This is a genomic window from Streptomyces sp. NPDC090442 (assembly GCF_044769405.1).
Taxonomy (GTDB): Bacteria; Actinomycetota; Actinomycetes; order Streptomycetales; family Streptomycetaceae; genus Streptomyces.
Genome location: NZ_JBIVXW010000019.1, coordinates 1 through 16898 on the forward strand (window position 1 = coordinate 1; position 16898 = coordinate 16898).

The window sequence follows — 16898 nt, forward strand, 5'->3', positions numbered from 1 at the left end:
CCCCATAGCTCCGCTATGAAGACATCCCGGCGCCTTGCGATCGCACGCACCAGACGCCGCTCCTTCCTCCACGGAGATCCGTCAGAAGCGCCCTAAGTCCCGGCCGGCGCCGGTGGGTTGGCCCGGACCTCATGGGTGATCCAGACGCAGGGTTCCCAGTACGCGCCGCGGTCGCGGGCGTGGTCGATGTCGAGCGGGGCGAGGCCGCCGGGGAAGACGTAGCGGCCGTCGTCGGGGAAGGACATCCCGGTCCACGCCTCCCACTCGGCGAGGGTGCCGGTGATGCGGGACGACTCGGCCACCGCCGCGGCGACGGTGCCGCCCTGGCGCACCTGGGCGCGGATCCACGGGTCGAACGGGGCGCCGTCGGCACGGGACCAGGTGGCGTAGCGGTCGATGGGGACGAGCGGGTAGCGGTCCTTCCAGGTGGGGCGGACCGGGACGATCACATGGGAGAGGCCGGCCGCGCGGGCCATGTCGGCCATGTGCGCCAGGAGCCGGGCGGAGTGCCCGCGGCCCTGGTGGGCGGGGGCGATCTCGATGCCCAGCGCGCACAGGGCGTCGGGCGCGGCCCCGGCGTCGTGGTCGCGGAAGGCCGCCTCGATGGAGGCGTCGAGGCCGGTGCCCAGCCCCTCGGGGGTGCCGTCCCAGGTGCGGGGCAGGGTGCGGCCGGTGCCCAGGACGGTGTCCGCGGCGGTGTCGTGGAGCAGGAACTGGTGGTCGGGGAAGTCGCTGAACAGCCGCTCCCAGAAACCGGCGTTGATGTCGCCGTGCAGGTTGTATTCGGGGACCACCCCGGCGAATTCCCCGGTGATCCGGTCCCACAGTTCCGGGCGCTCGGAATGGTGCACGAAACGCAGGGTCATACGGCGCTCCCCCGGTCGGTTCCGGCGGGCTTCTCGACGTCCCAGACGACCACCAAGGGCATTCCGCCCCAGGCCGCCCGGGCGGCGTCCGCGATGGACTCCTCGTAACCACCGGGCGCCAAACGGCCGTTGAAGACCGGTTCGCGGCATTGCCGCACGGTCAGCCCGGCGGCACGGAATCCGTCGAGATAACTGCCGGGCAGATGGACGTGATTGCGGACGAACGCCAGCCGCTCGCTGCCGTCGACGAACACGCATTGTCCCTGGAGGGCGATGACGAACGGGTGCAGGTCGGAGACGATGATCCGGCCGCCCGGTCGCACCACCCGGGCCAGTTCGGCAATCCCGCGGGAGACGTCCGGCAGATGGGTCAGGGCCAGCGAGCAGAGCGCCAGATCGACGCTTTCGTCGTCGAGCGGGAGGCTTTCCAGGCGGCCGCGCCGGAATTCCGCCCCGGGCACCTTGTCGGCGGCCCGGGCCAGCATTTCCGGCGACTGGTCGACGCCGACGGTGCGGTACCCGCGGGCGGCCAGCGCGCCGCTCTGCCGCCCGGTGCCGCAGGCCGCGTCCAGCGCGGTGCCCACCGGGCCGCGGTCCAACAGCCCGTGCACGATCGGCTCTTCGACCTCGATGTACGCGCTGGGCAGCGAGTCGTAGCGGGCCGCCCAGGAGGCGTAGCCGGCCGCCGGATCCAGCTCACCGACCGCCGTCCCGCCGTCCGGCAGGGAAATCCCCTCGCCGGTCACGAGGGCCGTGATCTCCTCCAAGCGGGCCTTGAGGAAATCCTCGTCGGCGTCCAGCGCATGGCGCAGCAGCGCCAATCCCTCGACGCCCAGCATGAGTTCGCGCACCCGGAATTCCCTGTCCATCTTTTCCCCTCTTCCGTGGCCACGCGGCCGGCGGCTGCGCGGCTATGTGGTTACCCGGCTACTTCCCTGCTCGGCTCCCTGCCCCCTTGGCCTCCTCGTCTCGTGGCCGGAAGATCGGTTGTCGGGTCCTCGTTCCGCTGCCTAGCCTGGCGCGGTGATCGAGGGATATCTGGATCGTGAGAGCGTGACAGCCGGTCGGCGCCTGACCTTTCATGTGTCGACGGACGCCGCGGAATTCCGGGTCCGTTTCTACCGTTTGGGACGGGAACTGTCGTTCATGGCGGAGACCGGCCCCTATCCGGGGGAACGGGCCGCCGCGCCACCGCACCCGGACGGCGTCCCGGACCATGCCTCCCCGGCCGTGGACTGGAGTTGGCCGCCCCACCACCACACCCTGCCCGACGACTGGCCGCCGGGAATCTACCTCGCCCATTTCGTCGAGGGCGACGGTCGGCACGTCCCCCTGCTGGACGACTCCGAAATCGAGGGTTTCGAGCGGGAGTTCTTCGTCGTCCGACCGGCCCGCCCGGGCGCGACCGGGGCCCGCATCCTCTACAAGAAGTCGACCTACACCCGGCACGCCTACAACCGCGCCGACCGAGCCGACGTCCAACGGGCCGGCAGTCTCTACGACAACCCCGTCTACCAGCAGGCCGGCCCCCAGGGCCCGCGCGGCCACCGCCTCAGCCTGCACCGCCCGGGCGGCGTCATCGACCTCGCCTACTGGGACGCCCCCTTCATCGCCTGGCTGGAACGCAGCGGCTACCACGTCGACTACTGCACCGACCTCGACCTCCACGAGGACCCCGAACTCCTCGCCCCCTACCGGCTGTTGCTCAGCGTCGGGCACGACGAATACTGGAGCGCGGCGATGCGCGACCACGTCGCCGAGTTCGTCGCCGGCGGCGGCAACGTGGCGTTCCTCAGCGCCAACACCTGCTGGTGGCGCGTCCACCCGGTGGACGGCAACGCCGCGTTCGTCTCCGACACCGACCACCACGTCGGCGCGGAGTACCCGCACCTCCCGGCGACCGACCAGTGGTGGCCCGCGCCGCCCGACGGCGTCGGGGAGCCCGAGAACGCCCTCACCGGCGTCAGCTTCCGCAACGGCGGCATGTGGCCGGGCGATTGGCCCGGCGACCGGCCGCGCGACGGCTACCGCGTCCAGCACGCCGACCACTGGGTGTACGAGGGCACCGGGCTGCGCGACGGCAGCGACGGCGGGCCGGCCGAAGCCCTGGGGGCCGGCACGCCGCTGATCGGCTACGAGTGCGATGGCGCGGCCTTCGCCCGGGACGCATCCGGCATGGCGCACGCCACCGGCGCGGACGGCACGCCGGAGTCCTTCCTCATCCTGGGGATCTACCTCCTCGATCCGGTGCACGACGACTTCCACCACCTGAAATGGGGGCACTGGAACTGCCCGGCGCGCGAGGCGGCGCTCACCAGCCCGCGCGCGGCGACCATGGGGCTCTACACCGCCGGCGGCACGGTCTTCACGGCCGGGACCACCGACTGGCCGGTGATCTGCGGCCGGGAACTGGACGCCGGCGTCGTCCGCGTCACCCGCAACGTCCTGGACCGGCTCTCCGCCGCCGGCCCCGTCGCCCCCGCTCCCGTCACAGCAGCTCGCTGAGCGCGGCCAGCGAGGGGACGCGCGCGGCCCCGTCCGGCAACGGCGGGGCCGCGCCCACCACGACCCGGTCCGGCCGCCACAGGTGCACCGCGCGCATCCCGTGGGCCAGCGGCCCCGCCACGTCCGGTTCCCACATGTCGCCGACGAACAGGGCCTGTTCGGGGCGGAGCCCGCAGCGTTCCAACACCGTCCGGTAGATCAGGGGGTGTGGTTTGCGGGCGCCGGCCCGGGCCGAGGTGACCGCGACGTCGACCAGCCCGGCCAGTCCGACGTCCGCGAGGGCGCGGTCCAGGTCCCAGTACCAGTTGGAACAGACCGCCACCGTCAGGCCCCGGGCGCGCAGCCCGGCCAGCGCCGCCGGGACGTCCCCGAACGGCGCCAGGCGCAGGTCCTTCATCGCCCGGTCCAGTTCGACGGCGAGCGGGCCGGCCTCGGACGCGGGGACGCCGCAGGACAGCGCCCGGCGCCGCAACCGGTCCAACTCCCAGGCATGATAGGTGTGTTGGCTGACGGAGTGGGCGGCGTGCTCCTCGCCCTCCCGGGGGCCGACGGCCCACTGGTCGCCCCACTTGTCGGCGGCCTCGGCCAGGCCCCGCCGGAGGAACAGCGACCGGTGACTGGGCGGCAGCGGTTCGATCAGCCGCACCAGCGTCCCGTAGAAGTCGAGGATCACACCCCGGACGGCGCTCCGCCCGGGGGGAGCCGGAGCCGGCACCGGGCCTCAGTACCGTCCGTGGCGGTGCGGGAAGTAGTCCTCCAGTTTCCCGTCCCGTTCGATGTCGAAGGTGGCGCAGTGCAGTCCGCCGCCGAACGGGCCCACCGCGCGGAACGGCACCGGCACGATCTCGAAGCCGTAGCCGGCCAGTTGGTCGGCGAGCGCGACCTCCTTCTCCTCGATGCACAGGGTGTTCTGGTCGAGGTTGAGCATGTTGCCGGCCAGCCACGGGCTGCAGAACGACAGCTTCGGCGGGTGGTCCCAACTGGCCGGCTGCACCGCCTCGATGATCTCCCAGTCGTTGCGCCGGAAGAACTCCATCAGCTCGGGGTCCGCGAGCCGCTCGCCGCAGTGCAGCACCAGCCCGGGACGGAGCGGGACCCAGGTGGCGTCGATGTGCAGCGGATGGGTGTTGGTGGAGGTCACCGCGTGCACCCGGTGGTCGGGGAAGTGGCGCCGGAGCCACTGGTAGCCGCTGCGGTTGGTGACGAACGACAGTTGGACGAAGAGGTCCTTGCCGAAGCGCGCGATGTCGGCCGCGTCGAACAGCGGCTCCTCCTCGGTCAGCACCAGGTCGTAGTCGCGCACCCGGGCCAACTGCACCTCGGTGGGCAGGGTGTTGTAGGTGTCCCAGAACCCGGCGTGGTAGGAGGCGTCGGTCAGCCGGGGCTTGGGGGCGGCCTCCCAGCGCATCCGCGGGTCGGCACGGAAGAGCTCCTGGAGGAGGGGCCGGTAGCAGAGGTACTCGAACCAGCGGCTGCGGTAGGACATGGTGGCTTCGAGGATCTCGTTGCCGACGGTCAGCAGCAGGTCCCGGGGCGGCATGCAGCCGGACATGGTCTCCTGGGTCCAGTCCGGGGTGCTCACGCGCTGGTTGAAGTCGACGGGTGCGGGCCGGTCCACGCGGATGCCGCGGCGCCGCAACAGCGCGGCGAAGCCGTCGAGTTGCTCGTTGGCCTCGGCGGTCATGTCGGCCGGCATCGGTCCGTAGGTGCCGAGCGGGAAGCCGTCCTCGGGGAAGTCCCGCCGGATCGCGGGCTCGGGAGCCTGCACCACCGCGCTGTCGGCGCGTCCGACGACGACGTGCCGCAGCGGATCCCAGCCGTTCCAGGAATTGACCTTCACCGGGCGGGTGGCCTGATCTGCGGTCGTCGTGCCGTACTCAGTCACGTGCAAACCCTTCGATAGGGGACGTGGGAGACACCCGAGCAAAACTGAGGCAGTGGGGGCGGCACCGTCAAGAGCCGATCATTGGCGGAGCGCGCCTTTTGCGTCAAACCGGCGACGGCTTTGCCGACGCCTAGTCAAGATCGGTATATGGTCCGGCCTGCCGGGTGGTCGTTCGCGGATTCCGCCATGACTCACTTCCGGCCGCCGGATTTTCTGGCCGGAAAGGATCCCCGGGGTGAAAGCCGAGGTGCCCCGGGTAGATACAGCCGGTTCCGACAACCCGACGGAGGAGATCATGGCCGAACGCATCTCCCGGATAACGGCGGGCCTGGGGGCGATAGCCGTGCTCGGCGCGGTGGCCGGCTGCGGCGCCGGCAAACCGGTCGCGGCCGCGAACCGGACGGGCGAGCTCACGGTCTGGCTGACCGTGGACGCCCAGGAGAGCTGGCCGGATCTGGTGTCCGAGGTCAACGCCCGCTTCCGGAAGACCTATCCGAAGATCAAGGTCACCGTGCAGTACCAGCAGTGGACGACCAAGAACCAGAAGATCGACGCCGCGCTGGCCGGCCGGAAAGTGCCCGATGTGGTCGAAATGGGCAACAGTGAGACCACCAATTACATTGTCAACGGGGCCTTCGGCACTGTGGATCCGGCGAAATTCGACCATTCCAAGGAATGGCTCCCGGCTCTCCGTGACGCCTGCCAGGACGGCGGGAAAACGTACTGCGTGCCCTATTACGTGGGCGCCCGCGTCGGAATCTACCGCACCGACCTCCTCGCTCAGGTCGGCGTGCACCAACCACCGCGCAGCTATCCCGAACTCCGCACCGACCTCGATAAATTGAAGGCCAAGTTCGGCAGCGCCGACAAGAATTTCTCCGCCTTCTACATGCCGGGCCGCTACTGGTACGCGGCGATGGCCTTCGTCAAGGACGCCGGCGGCGACATCGCGGTGCGCGGGGACGGCCGCTGGCACGGCGCGCTCTCCGACCCCCGCTCCGTCGCCGGGCTGACGCAGTGGAAGGACCTCCTGGACGCCTACTACACGGGCGACCGCTCCAAGGACAACGGCGACGAGCCGGCCGTCGTCGGCCAGGGCAAGGTCGGCATGTTCTACGGCAACACCTGGGAGGCCAAGGCCGCCACCGACAGCACCTCGGGCGGAAACCCCGCGCTGCGCGGGAAGTTCGCCACGTTCGCCTTCCCCGGCCCCTCCGGCAAACCGCTGCCGCCGTTCCTGGGCGGCTCCACCCTGGCCATCCCCGCCAAATCCGGCAACCAGGACCTGGCCCAGGAGTGGATCAGGCTCTTCACCGACCGCACCTCGCAGCGCCGCCTGATCGCCGCCGACACCCTGCCCAACAACACCGCCCAGCTCCACGAGGTGGCCGCCGGCGGCATCAACGGCCCGGCCGCACGGGCCGCCGAGCGCGGCTGGGTGACCCCAACCGCCCCCGGCTGGGGCGCCGTTGAGAAGTCCAACGTGCTGCCGGAGATGCTCCAGGACATCGCCACCGGCAAGCAGTCGGTGGCGGACGCCGCGCGGGCCGCGGACCGCCGCATCGACGCCGTGATCAACGAGCACTGACCGCCGTGCCGTCCGTGCAGAATGCGGGCCCACCGCGGCGCGGCCGGGCCGACCGGGCACCCCGCGCGCGGCGTGCCCTCCGGCGGCGGGCGCTGCCGTACCTGCTGATCGCCCCGACCGTGCTGGCCCTCGCCGCGGTCCTCGGCTACCCGCTCGTCGACCTGGTGCTGCTGTCCTTCCGGGACATGACCCGCCGCGAGCTGTTCTCCGGGGCCGCACCCCCCTGGGCCGGGCTCGCCAACTACCGCTCGATCCTCTCCGACGGCTTCTTCTGGACCGTCGTCGGCCGCACCGCCCTGTTCACCGTCGCCTGCGTGACCGCCACCATGGCGCTGTCGCTGCTGGTGGCGCTCCTGATGCGGCGGGTGGCGCCCTGGGTGCGGACGACGATGACCGGCGTCCTGGTGGCCGTGTGGGCGATGCCCGTCATGGTGGCCGCGTCCATCTTCCGCTGGCTGTCGGACGCCGACTACGGCGTCGTCAACTGGTTGCTCAGCCTGGTGCCGGGGCTGGACTTCAGCAAGCACAACTGGTTCGACGACCCCTGGCAGGGCTTCGCGGTGATCACCGGCGTGGTGGTGTGGGGCGCCGTCCCGTTCGCCGCCCTCACCCTGCACGCCGCGCTCAGCCAGGTCCCCGCCGAACTGGAGGAGGCGGCACTGGTCGACGGCGCCCGCCCCGGCCAGCTCTTCCGCCACGTCACCTGGCCGGTGATCAAACCGACCGCCGTCCTGGTCACCTCGCTCAGCGCCATCTGGGACTTCGGGGTCTTCAACCAGATCTGGCTGATGCGCGGCGGCCAACCCGAGAAGGACTACTACCTGTTGGGCGTCTACTCGTTCATCGAGTCCTTCGCCGTCAACCGCTACAGCGTCGGCGCCGCCATCGCCGTCCTCACCGTCCTGATGCTGCTGGTCGGTGCCGTCGTCTACGTCCGCCAACTCCTCCACCTGGGAGCGGCCGAATGACCAGGGCCCCCGGCACCGGGACCCCGCGCCGCCGCCGCGCGGCCGCCAACGCCCTCGGGCTCGTCGTCAGCGCACTGCTGGCCTTCCCGCTCTACTGGATGCTGCTCACCGCCTTCCGCCCGGCCACCGAGATCCACGCCGACCCCCCGCACTTCTGGCCCGACCACCTCACCCTCGAACACTTCCGCCGGGCCCTGGCCACCCCCACGTTCTGGGCCAACGTCCGCGCCAGCGTGCTGATCGGCGCCGGTACCGTGCTGATCTCCCTGCTCATCGGCACGCTCGCGGCGTTCGCGCTGGCCCGCTTCGCCTTCGCCGGCCGCAAGGCCCTGGTCCTGGTCATCCTCGGCGTCCAGATGATCCCGCTGGCCGGCCTGATCATCCCCGTCTACCTGCTGCTCAGCGACGCCGGCCTCACCGACAGCCTGGCCGGCGTGATCCTCACCTACCTCGTCTTCACGCTGCCGTTCACGGTCTGGCTGCTGCGCGGCTTCATCGCCGCCGTCCCGGCCGAGTTGGAGGAGGCCGCGATGACCGACGGCTGCACCCGCCTGGGCGCCTTCCGCCGGGTCGTGCTGCCGCTGCTCGCGCCCGGACTGGTGGCGACCTCCATCTACGCGCTGGTCCAGGCGTGGAACGAGTACGTCCTGGCCTACGTCCTGCTGTCCAGCAACGACAAACAGACCCTCAGCATCTGGCTGATGTCCTTCCAGACCAGCTTCGGCACGGACTACGGGGGCCTGATGGCCGGCGCCACCCTCACCGCGCTCCCGGTGGCGGTCTTCTTCGCCCTCGTCCAACGGCGCATCGCCGCCGGCCTGACCACCGGCGCGGTCAAGGGGTGAGCCGCCGAAGACCGGCGGCCGGCCGCCGCTGAGGCGCGCCCGGCCGCCGCCCGATCCCCCCTCCACGGGCCCGCCGCCCACAGCCACGTCGCACGCGCTCGACCCGCGGACCGACGTCCCGCGGGGATACGGAACCTCCGACCAAGCAGGAGAACACGTGACGTTCGACCGTCTCGACCTGGTGTCCAAGCTGTACCAGCCGTCCGGCTGGCCCCGGATCCTCGAAGCCGCCACCGGCACCCGCTCCAGCGGCCCCCTGGTCGTCGACCTGGACCCGACCACCTTCTGCGATCTGGCCTGCCCCGAGTGCATCAGCGGAAAGCTGCTCAACCAGGGCCGCTTCACCCCGGAACGGCTCGCCGAACTCGCCGCCGAACTGGTGGAGATGGAGGTCCGGGCGGTGGTCCTGATAGGCGGCGGGGAACCGCTCGCCCACCGGGGCACCCGCCAGGTCCTCCGCATCCTCGGCGAGGCCGGCATCGCGATCGGCGTGGTCACCAACGGCACCCTGATCAAGCAGAACCTGGCCGAACTCGCCGCCTACGCCTCCTGGGTACGGGTCTCCGTGGACGCCGGCACCAGCGCCACGTACCGCCGCTTCCGCCCCGACCGCAAGGGCCGCAGCGTCTTCGACAAGGTCATCGGCAACATGCGGCTGCTGGCCGAGGCCAAGCGCGGCGCGCTGGGCTACTCGTTCCTCGTCATGACCCGCCAGGAGCCGGACGGTACCGTCGTCAGCAACCACCACGAGGTCCTGCGGGCCGCCGAACTCGCCCACGACATCGGCTGCGACTACTTCGAGACCAAGGCGATGTTCGACGACGGACACCACGTCATCCAGGTGCCGGACGACCTCCTCGCCTCCGTGGAGGAGCAGCTCGGCCAGGCCGCCGCGCTCGCCGGCGACGGCTTCGAGATCGTCAACTCCTCGACGCTGACGTCCCTGCGCAACCGCGTCGGGCCCGTCCAGGAGAAGGACTACCACCGCTGCCGGGTCGCCGAGCTGCGCACCCTGGTGACCCCGTCGGGCGTGTACGTCTGCTCGTACCACCGGGGCAACGCCGGGGCCCGGATCGGCGACGCGGTGACCGAGCGCCTCCCGGAGATCTGGCGCACCTCCGACCGCGGCATCGTGGACCCGAGCCGGGACTGCCGCTTCCACTGCGCCCGCCACCGCTCCAACCTCGAACTCGACGGCATCGGGGCCGGAGCGGCGGCGGGCACCGTGTCCGCACCGGAGCCCGGCACGGACTACGACCCGTTCATCTAGGCGCGGGGGCGGGCCTCTTGGGGGTCGGTGCCGCGGCGAGCGCAGGAGCCAGGCCCGCCGCGGCCCGGGTCCCGATCACCCGGGCCCCGGGGTGCACCGGGCTGAGCGCCCGCCGCAACCGCGCGACCACCTCGGCCCGCTCGCCGGCCGCACAGACGCCGACCAGCGCCCCGCCCCCGCCGGCCCCGCTCAACTTCAGCGGCAGGCCGGCGGAGCGCAGCGCCAGCGACCGCAGCTCCTCCAACAGCGGCGTGGACATCCGCTGCAGATCCCGCATCGCGCTGTGCGCCTCGCTCATCGCCGCGCCGAGGGCGGCCAGGTCCCGGCCCCGCACCGCCTCCCACACGGCGCCGGACGCGGCGTCGGTCCGCTCCCGGTACGCGGCCAGGCGGGCGTCCCCGGCGGCGAGTTGGGCGCGAACGGACCGGATGTGGTCGCCGGTGTCCTTCCGGGTGCCCGAGTCGAGCACCACGACGGACCACTCCTCGGGGAAGTCGACCCGGTGCCGGATCTCCGGCAGGCCGGTGGTCCGCCCGTCGAGCAGCAGCAACCCGCCCGCGAGGACCGCGAGATGGTCCATGCCCCCGCCGTTGAAGATCGCGAACTCGAACTCGTACGCCCACTGCGCCAGCGTCCGCGGCGGGACCGGCCAGCCGCCGCCGTCCCCGCCGGCCGGCAGCGCGGCCTGGGTGAACGCCCGGAACAGCGCCACGATCAGCGCCGTCGACGAGGACAGGCCGCTGGCCGCCGGCGCCCGGCTGTCCGTGGACACCGTCGGCGGCTGAGAGCCCAGCCCGGGCAGCCGGCGGCGCAGGAACGCCCACACCTCGCCCGCCCAGTCCCCGGCACCGCCGCCGCCCGGCACGGCGGCGCCGGGCGGGCGGACACCGGGCGGGTGGACCGTCACCGACGTCGGCAGGTCCAGCGCGAGGCTGACCGACCGGCCGCCCAACCAGTCCAGGTCCTCCCCGGACAGACAGGCCCGGCACGGCACCACCGCCCGCCCCGCGGCCGGCGCCGCCGTGCCCTGTGCCCCCGACACCCTCGTCGCTCCGTTCATCGGGCCTGGAACCTTCCGGTCGAGCTGAACTCCCGGAACATCTCCAGGACCACAGCGGTGGGCGGATGCAGCGGCCGCGGCGGATCGCCGAGCGCCCGGAACCGCACCTCGGACACCTCGTCGCGGCCCGGCGAGAGCTCACCGGACCAGCGACGGGCCACGAAACACAGCGCGAAGCAGTGGGTCACGTCCCCGTTGGGATAGGTCAGGGTGTGCACCCCGGGGTCCGACAGCGAGCCGAACGCCTCCAGGGCGTCCCGGTCCACCCGCAACCCGGTCTCCTCCGCCACCTCCCGCCGCGCCGTCCCGACGAAGTCGTCGCCCTCCTCGCAGGCCCCGGCCGGCAGTTCCCACACCCCGGTGTCCGCGCGCCGCTGGAACAGCCCCCGGCCGGCCGCATCGAGCAGCAGCACCTGGGCACCGGGCACCAGCAACCGGCGGCTGCCCACCGTCCGCCGCACCTCCCAGAGGTACGAGCCGACATGACTCACCGGCACGTCACCCTTCGCTCAGCCAACCCGGCACCGCGTGCGGGGTCCTCGTCAGCCAGCGCACGTACCGCTCCACGCCCGCCCGCACGTCGATCCCCGGCGCCCAGCGCAGCAGTTCGCGGCACTGCCCGGTGTCCGCGTAGCCGCCCAGCGGGTCGCCCTCCGGCAGCGGAGTGGTGAGGAAGTGCACCCGTGGGAAGTGCCGGGCGATCAACTGCCCGACCTCGCGGACCGAAGTCGGCACGCCCGTACCGACGTTGACGGTCGCCCCCGCCATCCCCTCCTCCACCAGGGCCAGCGCGGTGGCCGTCGCCACGTCCTCGACGTGGACCAGGTCCCGCACCTGCACCCCGCCGCCGTTGAGCCGCATCGGACGCCCCAGCCGGGCCTGCATCGACAGCCAGGCGACCATCCACGAGTGGCTGCCCGGCTTGGGCACCTGCGGATCGCCGTAGACGGAGAAGTACCGCAACACCGCGTACTCCGGGGAGCCCGCGCCGCTCAGCAGCAACCGGGTCTGGTGCTCCGCCCACAGCTTGGAGTTGGCGTACACCGACACCGGCAGCAGCCGCTGGTCCTCCCGGAACACCTGCGGCCCCCGTACACCGGGATCGCCGTTCCCGTACACCGCCGCCGACGAGATCAGTACCAGCCGCCGCACGTCGGAGGCCGCGACCTCCTCCAACACCACCTGGGTGCCCTCGACGTTCGCCCGGAAGGCGATGTCGGGCCGGCGGGTGCAGGCGGCGACATCGGCATAGGCCGCGGCGTGCACCACGTAGTCGGCGCCGGTCAGCACCCGGCGCACCGCGGCGCGGTCGCAGATGTCCCCGACCACCAGATCCGCCCCGAGGCCGTCGACCCCGAACAGCGTGGCGTGCACGTCGTCCGGATAGGCGTCCAGCCGGTCCAGTATCGTCACCTCGGCCTCCGCCCGGCGCAACAGTCGCACCAGCCGGCTGCCGACGAGCCCGGCGCCGCCGGTCACCACCACCCGGGAATCCCGGAGTTTCTCCAGCCGCGCCGATACCGATTCCGTCAACACCCCGGGCACCGGACTCCCCGCGCCGGCATCTGCATTACCGCCCGCATTGCCGTTCCCCCCGACGTTCCTGTTTCCGTTCAGCGTTCCGGGCATCGATCCCTCTCTTCGCATAACGGAGCACGAGCCGACCGCACATGGGCCGGCGGTCAGCATGTCCGGCGCCAATCGGCATGGCCAGAGCGCCATTTCGGCAGTCTTGCGGGCCGTGTGCGGGCCGCCGTACTGTCCGGATTCACGTGGCCGGATCGACCGGCTGCGGCGTAAAAGACCGACGGGCCGGAAAAGCGGAGAACCGGAGGAATTGATGACGCGATATCGGCTGAGCGGGGCCGTGATGACCCATCCCAAACGCCGCGCGGCCGCGGAACGGCTCGCCCGTTCCGCCCCACCGGGCGCCCTGCGCGTCGTCATGGACCCCGACCCGGCCGGCAGGCCGTCCGTGTTGCGGACCGCGTTGTGCGCGTGGGAGGCGATCGAGGAGGGCGCCACCCACCAACTCGTCGTCCAGGACGACATGATCCTCTCGGACACCTTCTTCGCCCGCGCCCGGCAGGCGATTTCCGCGATGCCCGACGCCGCCCTCGCGCTCTTCGCGCTCTGGGACTCCCGGAACGGCGCCGCGGTGCGATTCGGCGCCATGGCCGGGGCCCGGTGGGTCGGCGCGGTCAATGAGTACTTTCCCTGTGTGGCCATCATTCTTCCCAGGGAAGTCGCCGCCGGATTCGCCGCTTTCGGCCGCCGTCATCTCGACGGCTGGCCCGACGACATCCTGATGAACCGCTACTTGCGGGCACAGAAAATCCCGGCGTACGTTTCGGTGCCCAGCCTCGCCGAACACGAGGACCACGGCAGCATCTCCGGCAATGCCTTCCGCGGGCCGCGCCGTTCGGTGTGCTTTCTGCCGCACGACGCCCCCGGCCGCGAGGCCGCCCGACTCACCGGGCTGAGGGTCCTCCCGTTCTTCAAGCAGGGCGTGGCGCAGTGCGCGGTACGCGCCGACGACCCGCCCAACGGGGCCGCGCCCCAAGGGACTCAGGGGGCCGGTTCCGGCCACTGGCTCCACCTCGACTGCGCGCAGTACCTGGAGGGCTCCGGCGTCCGTTGGGAAAGACGGCAACCGGCCATCGTGCGAATGGCCGAAGCCACCACCCCCGAGGCGGCCGAGGGCGCCTGGCTCACCGCCTTCACGATGGGCCTCGTCCACCGCAGGGACGGCCTCCGCTGCGATCCGGCCCCCGGGGACGACGCAGCCCCCGACCTCGCGCCGGACCCCACCGTGCTCGCCGAGGCGCTCGCCACCGTCGGCCCCGGAGGCATCAGTTACGCCCAAAGCGAGGACCGGATCGCCGCACAGCGGGACGAGTTGGCCCGGATCACCACGGCCGGGCTGGAGGCGGGCCACGAGGCGGCCGCACGCCTCCGCCGGCCCCGCCGGCCCGCCGCGCCCGCCACCGACCACCCCCACGTCGCCGTCCTGGGCGCCGACACCCCGCTCGGCGCACACCTGGTCCGCGGCCTGCGGGACGCCGGCCACCCCGTCACCCTCCTCGCCCACCTCCCGCCCGACCGCCCCACCACCGCCCTCCTGGACCTGACCGCCCTCGACCAACCCGCCACCCTCACCCTGCAACTCCCGGACAGTGCAACGGAGTTCACCCTCCGCCTGGGCGACCTCTACGGCCCCGGCTGCCCGCCCGACTCGCGCATCGGCCGCCTGGTCTGGGACGCCCTGCGCAGCCACCCGCTGACCCTCGACGACCCCACCGGGACGCTGCGCCCCCTGCACACCCGCGACCTGGTCACCGCCCTGTCCACGCTGCTCCGCACCCCGCCCACGGAGCCGGTGACCGGACTGGCGGACGCCCCCCTCACCGCCGCCGAACTGGCCGAGGCGGTCCGCACCGCCGTCCGCCCGGTCCCCCTCACCCCACCGGAACCGACCACCCCCCGCACCACGCCCGACCCCCTCGACTGGCCCGCGCCCCCGCCCGGTTGGAAACCCACCGTCGACCTCCGCTACGGGCTGCACACCCACGCCCAATGGCTCGCTTACGAGGGCATCCACTCCGCCCTGGAGGTGTGAAAGGCCGGGGCCGGTCCGGCGGCCGGCCCCGACCGCTCAGTCGAACGTCACCTCGCCGGTCGCGTGGCTCGCCTCGCGGTGGCTGGCGATACGCAGGCCGGCCCGCCCGCCCGAGGCGGTGCCGGCGGCCAGCAGGCGCTCGCCCGCGAACACCGGGCGCCGCAGCCGGTACGCCAGCGTGCGCACCCGGCGTTCGGGGGCGTTGCGGCGGACGAGTTCGAGCATCAGCAGGGCCAGCAGCGGGCCGTGCACGACCAGACCCGGATACCCCTCCGCGGCGCGGCAGTAGGGCGCGTCGTAGTGGATGCGATGGGTGTTGGCGGTCAGCGCGCTGAAGCGGAACAGCAGCGTCGGGTCGGGCTGGAGGGGAAGTTGCCAGGGGTCCTCGGCCGTGGGGACGGCCCGCTCGTCGAGCGTGGTGGGGAGCGCCGGGTCGGCGGTGCGGCCCGAGCGGTAGACGTAGTCCTGCTCCTCGACCAGGCAACGGCGCCCGTCCTGGTGGTACTCCCGGCGCTCGGTGACGAACAGCATCTCGCCGGTGCGGCCCCGCTTGGGCGCCACCGCGCCCAGACTGCCGACGCAGGTGGCGGGCCGGCCCAGGCGCAGCGGCTCGACGAACTCGCAGCGCCCGCCGGCGAACATCCGCTGCCGGTCCGGGACGGGCGGCAGGAAACGCTCGTCGTGCGGGTGCCCGTCGGCACTGAGCGCACGCTGGGCGGGCCAGTGCAGGAAGTAGAACCACTGCCACAGCGGCGGCAGCGGACCGCCGGTGGCGGCGGCCGGTTCGGGCAGGTCGAGGAGTGCCGACACGGCGTCGACCGGCCCGGGCGGCAGCGGGTCCCCGGTGGTGACGGGCTCCGGTCGCCAGGCGTCGAGGGCGGGGCCGAACGGGGACTGGGCAGTGGGCATCGTTGCGTCCTTCCACGGGGCACGGCACGCTGGTGATCAACCGGACGGGGCGGACCACCGACCCGACCACCACCCACCCTCCACCATCCGCCCCGTGCCCGGCGACGCCCCACCCGCCCCGTCCCCAACACCCGTTGCCCACCGCCCGTTGACGAGGAGCACCCCATGAGCACGCTCGACGCACTCCCCGAGGAGGAGCGGTCCGTCGTCCGCACGGTGCGCGACTTCGTCACCAAGGACGTCAGGCCCGTCGTCCGGCAACTGGAGCACGCCAACACCTACCCCGAGGCCCTGATCGAGCGGATGAAGCGGCTCGGCGCCTTCGGCCTGGCCATCCCCGAGGAGTACGGCGGCACCCGGGTCTCCACCCCCTGCTACGTCCTGGTCACTGAGGAACTCGCCCGCGGATGGATGAGTTTGGCCGGCGCGATGGGCGGCCACACCGTGGTCGCCAAGCTGCTGCTGCACCACGGCACCGAGCGGCAACGGCGGCACTATCTGCCGCGGATGGCCACCGGCGAGATCCGCGCGACCATGGCCCTGACCGAACCGGGCGGCGGCTCCGACCTCCAGGCCCTGCGCACCGTCGCCCGCAGGGACGGCGACGACTACCTGGTCAACGGAGTCAAGACCTGGATCACCAACTCCCGGCACTCCCAACTCATCGCCCTGCTCTGCAAGACCGACCCGCACGCCGAGCCCGCACACCGCGGCATCTCCGTCCTCCTCGTCGAACCCGGCCCCGGTCTCACCGTCTCCCGCGACCTGCCCAAACTGGGCTACAAGGGGGTGGAGAGCTGCGAGCTGGCCTTCGAGGACCACCGGGCGCCGGCCGACGCCGTGTTGGGCGGCGTCGAGGGGGAGGGGTTCGGACAGATGATGAAGGGCCTGGAGACCGGCCGGCTCCAGGTCGCCGCCCGCGCGCTCGGCGTCGGCCGGGCGGCCCTGGAGGACGCCCTCGCCTACGCCCAGCAGCGGGAGTCGTTCGGCAAGCCGATCTGGCAGCACCAGTCCATCGGCAACTACCTCGCCGACATGGCCACTTCGCTGACCGCCGCCCGCCAGCTCACCCTGTACGCGGCCCGCGAGGCCGATGCCGGCCGGCGGGTGGACATGGAGGCCGGGATGGCCAAGCTGTTCGCCTCCGAAACGGCCCTGGAGATCGCAGTCAACGCGGTGCGCATCCACGGAGGTTACGGCTACTCCACCGAGTTCGACGTGGAGCGCTACTTCCGCGACGCCCCCCTGATGATCGTGGGCGAGGGCACCAACGAGATCCAACGCAACGTCATCGCCCGCCAGTTGGTCCGCCGCGGCGGCCTGGACACCTGACCGCCGCGGCGGACCGCGTATCGACCTGCGACGGTCACCGAGGAAGTGGAT

The 16898-nt window shown here is 72.3% G+C and carries 15 protein-coding genes; 7 read left to right on the forward strand and 8 right to left on the reverse strand.

Annotation, left to right across the window (positions count from 1 at the left end; translation table 11 throughout):
• Positions 1-92 precede the first annotated feature (92 nt).
• Together ACIQU6_RS15630 and ACIQU6_RS15635 are read right to left on the reverse strand one after the other, a co-directional pair.
• Positions 93-866, reverse strand: a complete 774-nt coding sequence (locus tag ACIQU6_RS15630; protein ID WP_403482157.1) for an N-acetyltransferase — start codon at positions 864-866, stop codon at positions 93-95.
• Positions 863-1735: a class I SAM-dependent methyltransferase gene (locus ACIQU6_RS15635; RefSeq protein WP_403482158.1), complete on the reverse strand. Its 873-nt coding sequence runs from the start codon at positions 1733-1735 to the stop codon at positions 863-865. The genes ACIQU6_RS15630 and ACIQU6_RS15635 overlap by 4 nt, the downstream gene beginning before the upstream one ends.
• 154 nt (positions 1736-1889) lie before the next feature.
• On the opposite strand from ACIQU6_RS15635, the gene ACIQU6_RS15640 reads away from it, so the two are divergent.
• Entirely contained in the window at positions 1890-3371 is a 1482-nt protein-coding gene (locus ACIQU6_RS15640; protein WP_403482159.1) for a N,N-dimethylformamidase beta subunit family domain-containing protein, read from the forward strand.
• On the opposite strand, the gene ACIQU6_RS15645 is transcribed toward ACIQU6_RS15640, so the two are convergent.
• Both ACIQU6_RS15645 and ACIQU6_RS15650 read right to left on the reverse strand, forming a co-directional pair.
• On the reverse strand, positions 3355-4044 hold the full coding sequence (locus tag ACIQU6_RS15645) for an HAD family hydrolase (protein WP_403482160.1): 690 nt from the start codon (positions 4042-4044) through the stop codon (positions 3355-3357). The two genes, ACIQU6_RS15640 and ACIQU6_RS15645, sit on opposite strands and share 17 nt — an antisense overlap.
• 48 nt (positions 4045-4092) lie before the next feature.
• Positions 4093-5256, reverse strand: coding sequence for a serine/threonine protein kinase (locus ACIQU6_RS15650; RefSeq protein WP_403482161.1), 1164 nt, complete (start codon positions 5254-5256; stop codon positions 4093-4095).
• 295 nt (positions 5257-5551) lie between these two features.
• On the opposite strand from ACIQU6_RS15650, the gene ACIQU6_RS15655 reads away from it, so the two are divergent.
• The 4 genes from ACIQU6_RS15655 (at position 5552) to ACIQU6_RS15670 (ending at position 9927) form a co-directional block, all read left to right on the forward strand.
• On the forward strand, positions 5552-6844 hold the full coding sequence (locus ACIQU6_RS15655; RefSeq protein WP_403482162.1) for an extracellular solute-binding protein: 1293 nt from the start codon (positions 5552-5554) through the stop codon (positions 6842-6844).
• Positions 6841-7812 (forward strand): carbohydrate ABC transporter permease, encoded by a 972-nt coding sequence (locus tag ACIQU6_RS15660; protein WP_403482265.1) that lies wholly within the window; start codon positions 6841-6843, stop codon positions 7810-7812. The genes ACIQU6_RS15655 and ACIQU6_RS15660 overlap by 4 nt, the downstream gene beginning before the upstream one ends.
• The gene (locus ACIQU6_RS15665; protein WP_403482163.1) at positions 7809-8657 is read left to right on the forward strand and encodes a carbohydrate ABC transporter permease; all 849 of its coding nucleotides are present in this window, start codon (positions 7809-7811) and stop codon (positions 8655-8657) included. The genes ACIQU6_RS15660 and ACIQU6_RS15665 overlap by 4 nt, the downstream gene beginning before the upstream one ends.
• Before the next feature lie 157 nt (positions 8658-8814).
• Positions 8815-9927 (forward strand): radical SAM protein, encoded by a 1113-nt coding sequence (locus tag ACIQU6_RS15670; RefSeq protein WP_403482164.1) that lies wholly within the window; start codon positions 8815-8817, stop codon positions 9925-9927.
• On the opposite strand, the gene ACIQU6_RS15675 is transcribed toward ACIQU6_RS15670, so the two are convergent.
• The 3 genes from ACIQU6_RS15675 to ACIQU6_RS15685 are packed head-to-tail and all read right to left on the reverse strand — an operon-like array spanning position 9920 to position 12523.
• A complete protein-coding gene (locus tag ACIQU6_RS15675; RefSeq protein ID WP_403482165.1) occupies positions 9920-10987 on the reverse strand; it encodes a galactokinase in 1068 nt (355 codons plus the stop codon). The two genes, ACIQU6_RS15670 and ACIQU6_RS15675, sit on opposite strands and share 8 nt — an antisense overlap.
• Positions 10984-11478 (reverse strand): NUDIX domain-containing protein, encoded by a 495-nt coding sequence (locus ACIQU6_RS15680; protein ID WP_403482166.1) that lies wholly within the window; start codon positions 11476-11478, stop codon positions 10984-10986. Before ACIQU6_RS15680 ends, ACIQU6_RS15675 begins: the two co-directional genes overlap by 4 nt.
• 7 nt (positions 11479-11485) lie before the next feature.
• Positions 11486-12523 (reverse strand): NAD-dependent epimerase/dehydratase family protein, encoded by a 1038-nt coding sequence (locus tag ACIQU6_RS15685; protein WP_403482167.1) that lies wholly within the window; start codon positions 12521-12523, stop codon positions 11486-11488.
• A gap of 334 nt (positions 12524-12857) precedes the next feature.
• On the opposite strand from ACIQU6_RS15685, the gene ACIQU6_RS15690 reads away from it, so the two are divergent.
• Positions 12858-14606 (forward strand): hypothetical protein, encoded by a 1749-nt coding sequence (locus ACIQU6_RS15690; RefSeq protein ID WP_403482168.1) that lies wholly within the window; start codon positions 12858-12860, stop codon positions 14604-14606.
• A gap of 36 nt (positions 14607-14642) precedes the next feature.
• Here the strand turns inward: ACIQU6_RS15690 and ACIQU6_RS15695 are convergent, their stop codons facing one another.
• Positions 14643-15515 (reverse strand): hypothetical protein, encoded by an 873-nt coding sequence (locus ACIQU6_RS15695; protein ID WP_403482169.1) that lies wholly within the window; start codon positions 15513-15515, stop codon positions 14643-14645.
• A gap of 165 nt (positions 15516-15680) precedes the next feature.
• Here ACIQU6_RS15695 and ACIQU6_RS15700 point away from each other — a divergent pair, with 165 nt between their 5' ends.
• Positions 15681-16847: an acyl-CoA dehydrogenase family protein gene (locus ACIQU6_RS15700; protein ID WP_403482170.1), complete on the forward strand. Its 1167-nt coding sequence runs from the start codon at positions 15681-15683 to the stop codon at positions 16845-16847.
• Positions 16848-16898: the final 51 nt, after the last annotated feature.

Excerpts from the sequence above, each read along its gene's own strand:
- ACIQU6_RS15695 (WP_403482169.1), bottom strand. The coding sequence starts at position 15,515 with ATGCCCACTGCCCAGTCCCCGTTCGGCCCCGCCCTCGACGCCTGGCGA.
- ACIQU6_RS15635 (WP_403482158.1), bottom strand. The coding sequence starts at position 1,735 with ATGGACAGGGAATTCCGGGTGCGCGAACTCATGCTGGGCGTCGAGGGA.
- ACIQU6_RS15700 (WP_403482170.1), top strand. The coding sequence starts at position 15,681 with ATGAGCACGCTCGACGCACTCCCCGAGGAGGAGCGGTCCGTCGTCCGC.
- ACIQU6_RS15690 (WP_403482168.1), top strand. The coding sequence starts at position 12,858 with ATGACCCATCCCAAACGCCGCGCGGCCGCGGAACGGCTCGCCCGTTCC.
- ACIQU6_RS15655 (WP_403482162.1), top strand. The coding sequence starts at position 5,552 with ATGGCCGAACGCATCTCCCGGATAACGGCGGGCCTGGGGGCGATAGCC.
- ACIQU6_RS15630 (WP_403482157.1), bottom strand. The coding sequence starts at position 866 with ATGACCCTGCGTTTCGTGCACCATTCCGAGCGCCCGGAACTGTGGGAC.
- ACIQU6_RS15675 (WP_403482165.1), bottom strand. The coding sequence starts at position 10,987 with ATGAACGGAGCGACGAGGGTGTCGGGGGCACAGGGCACGGCGGCGCCG.
- ACIQU6_RS15665 (WP_403482163.1), top strand. The coding sequence starts at position 7,809 with ATGACCAGGGCCCCCGGCACCGGGACCCCGCGCCGCCGCCGCGCGGCC.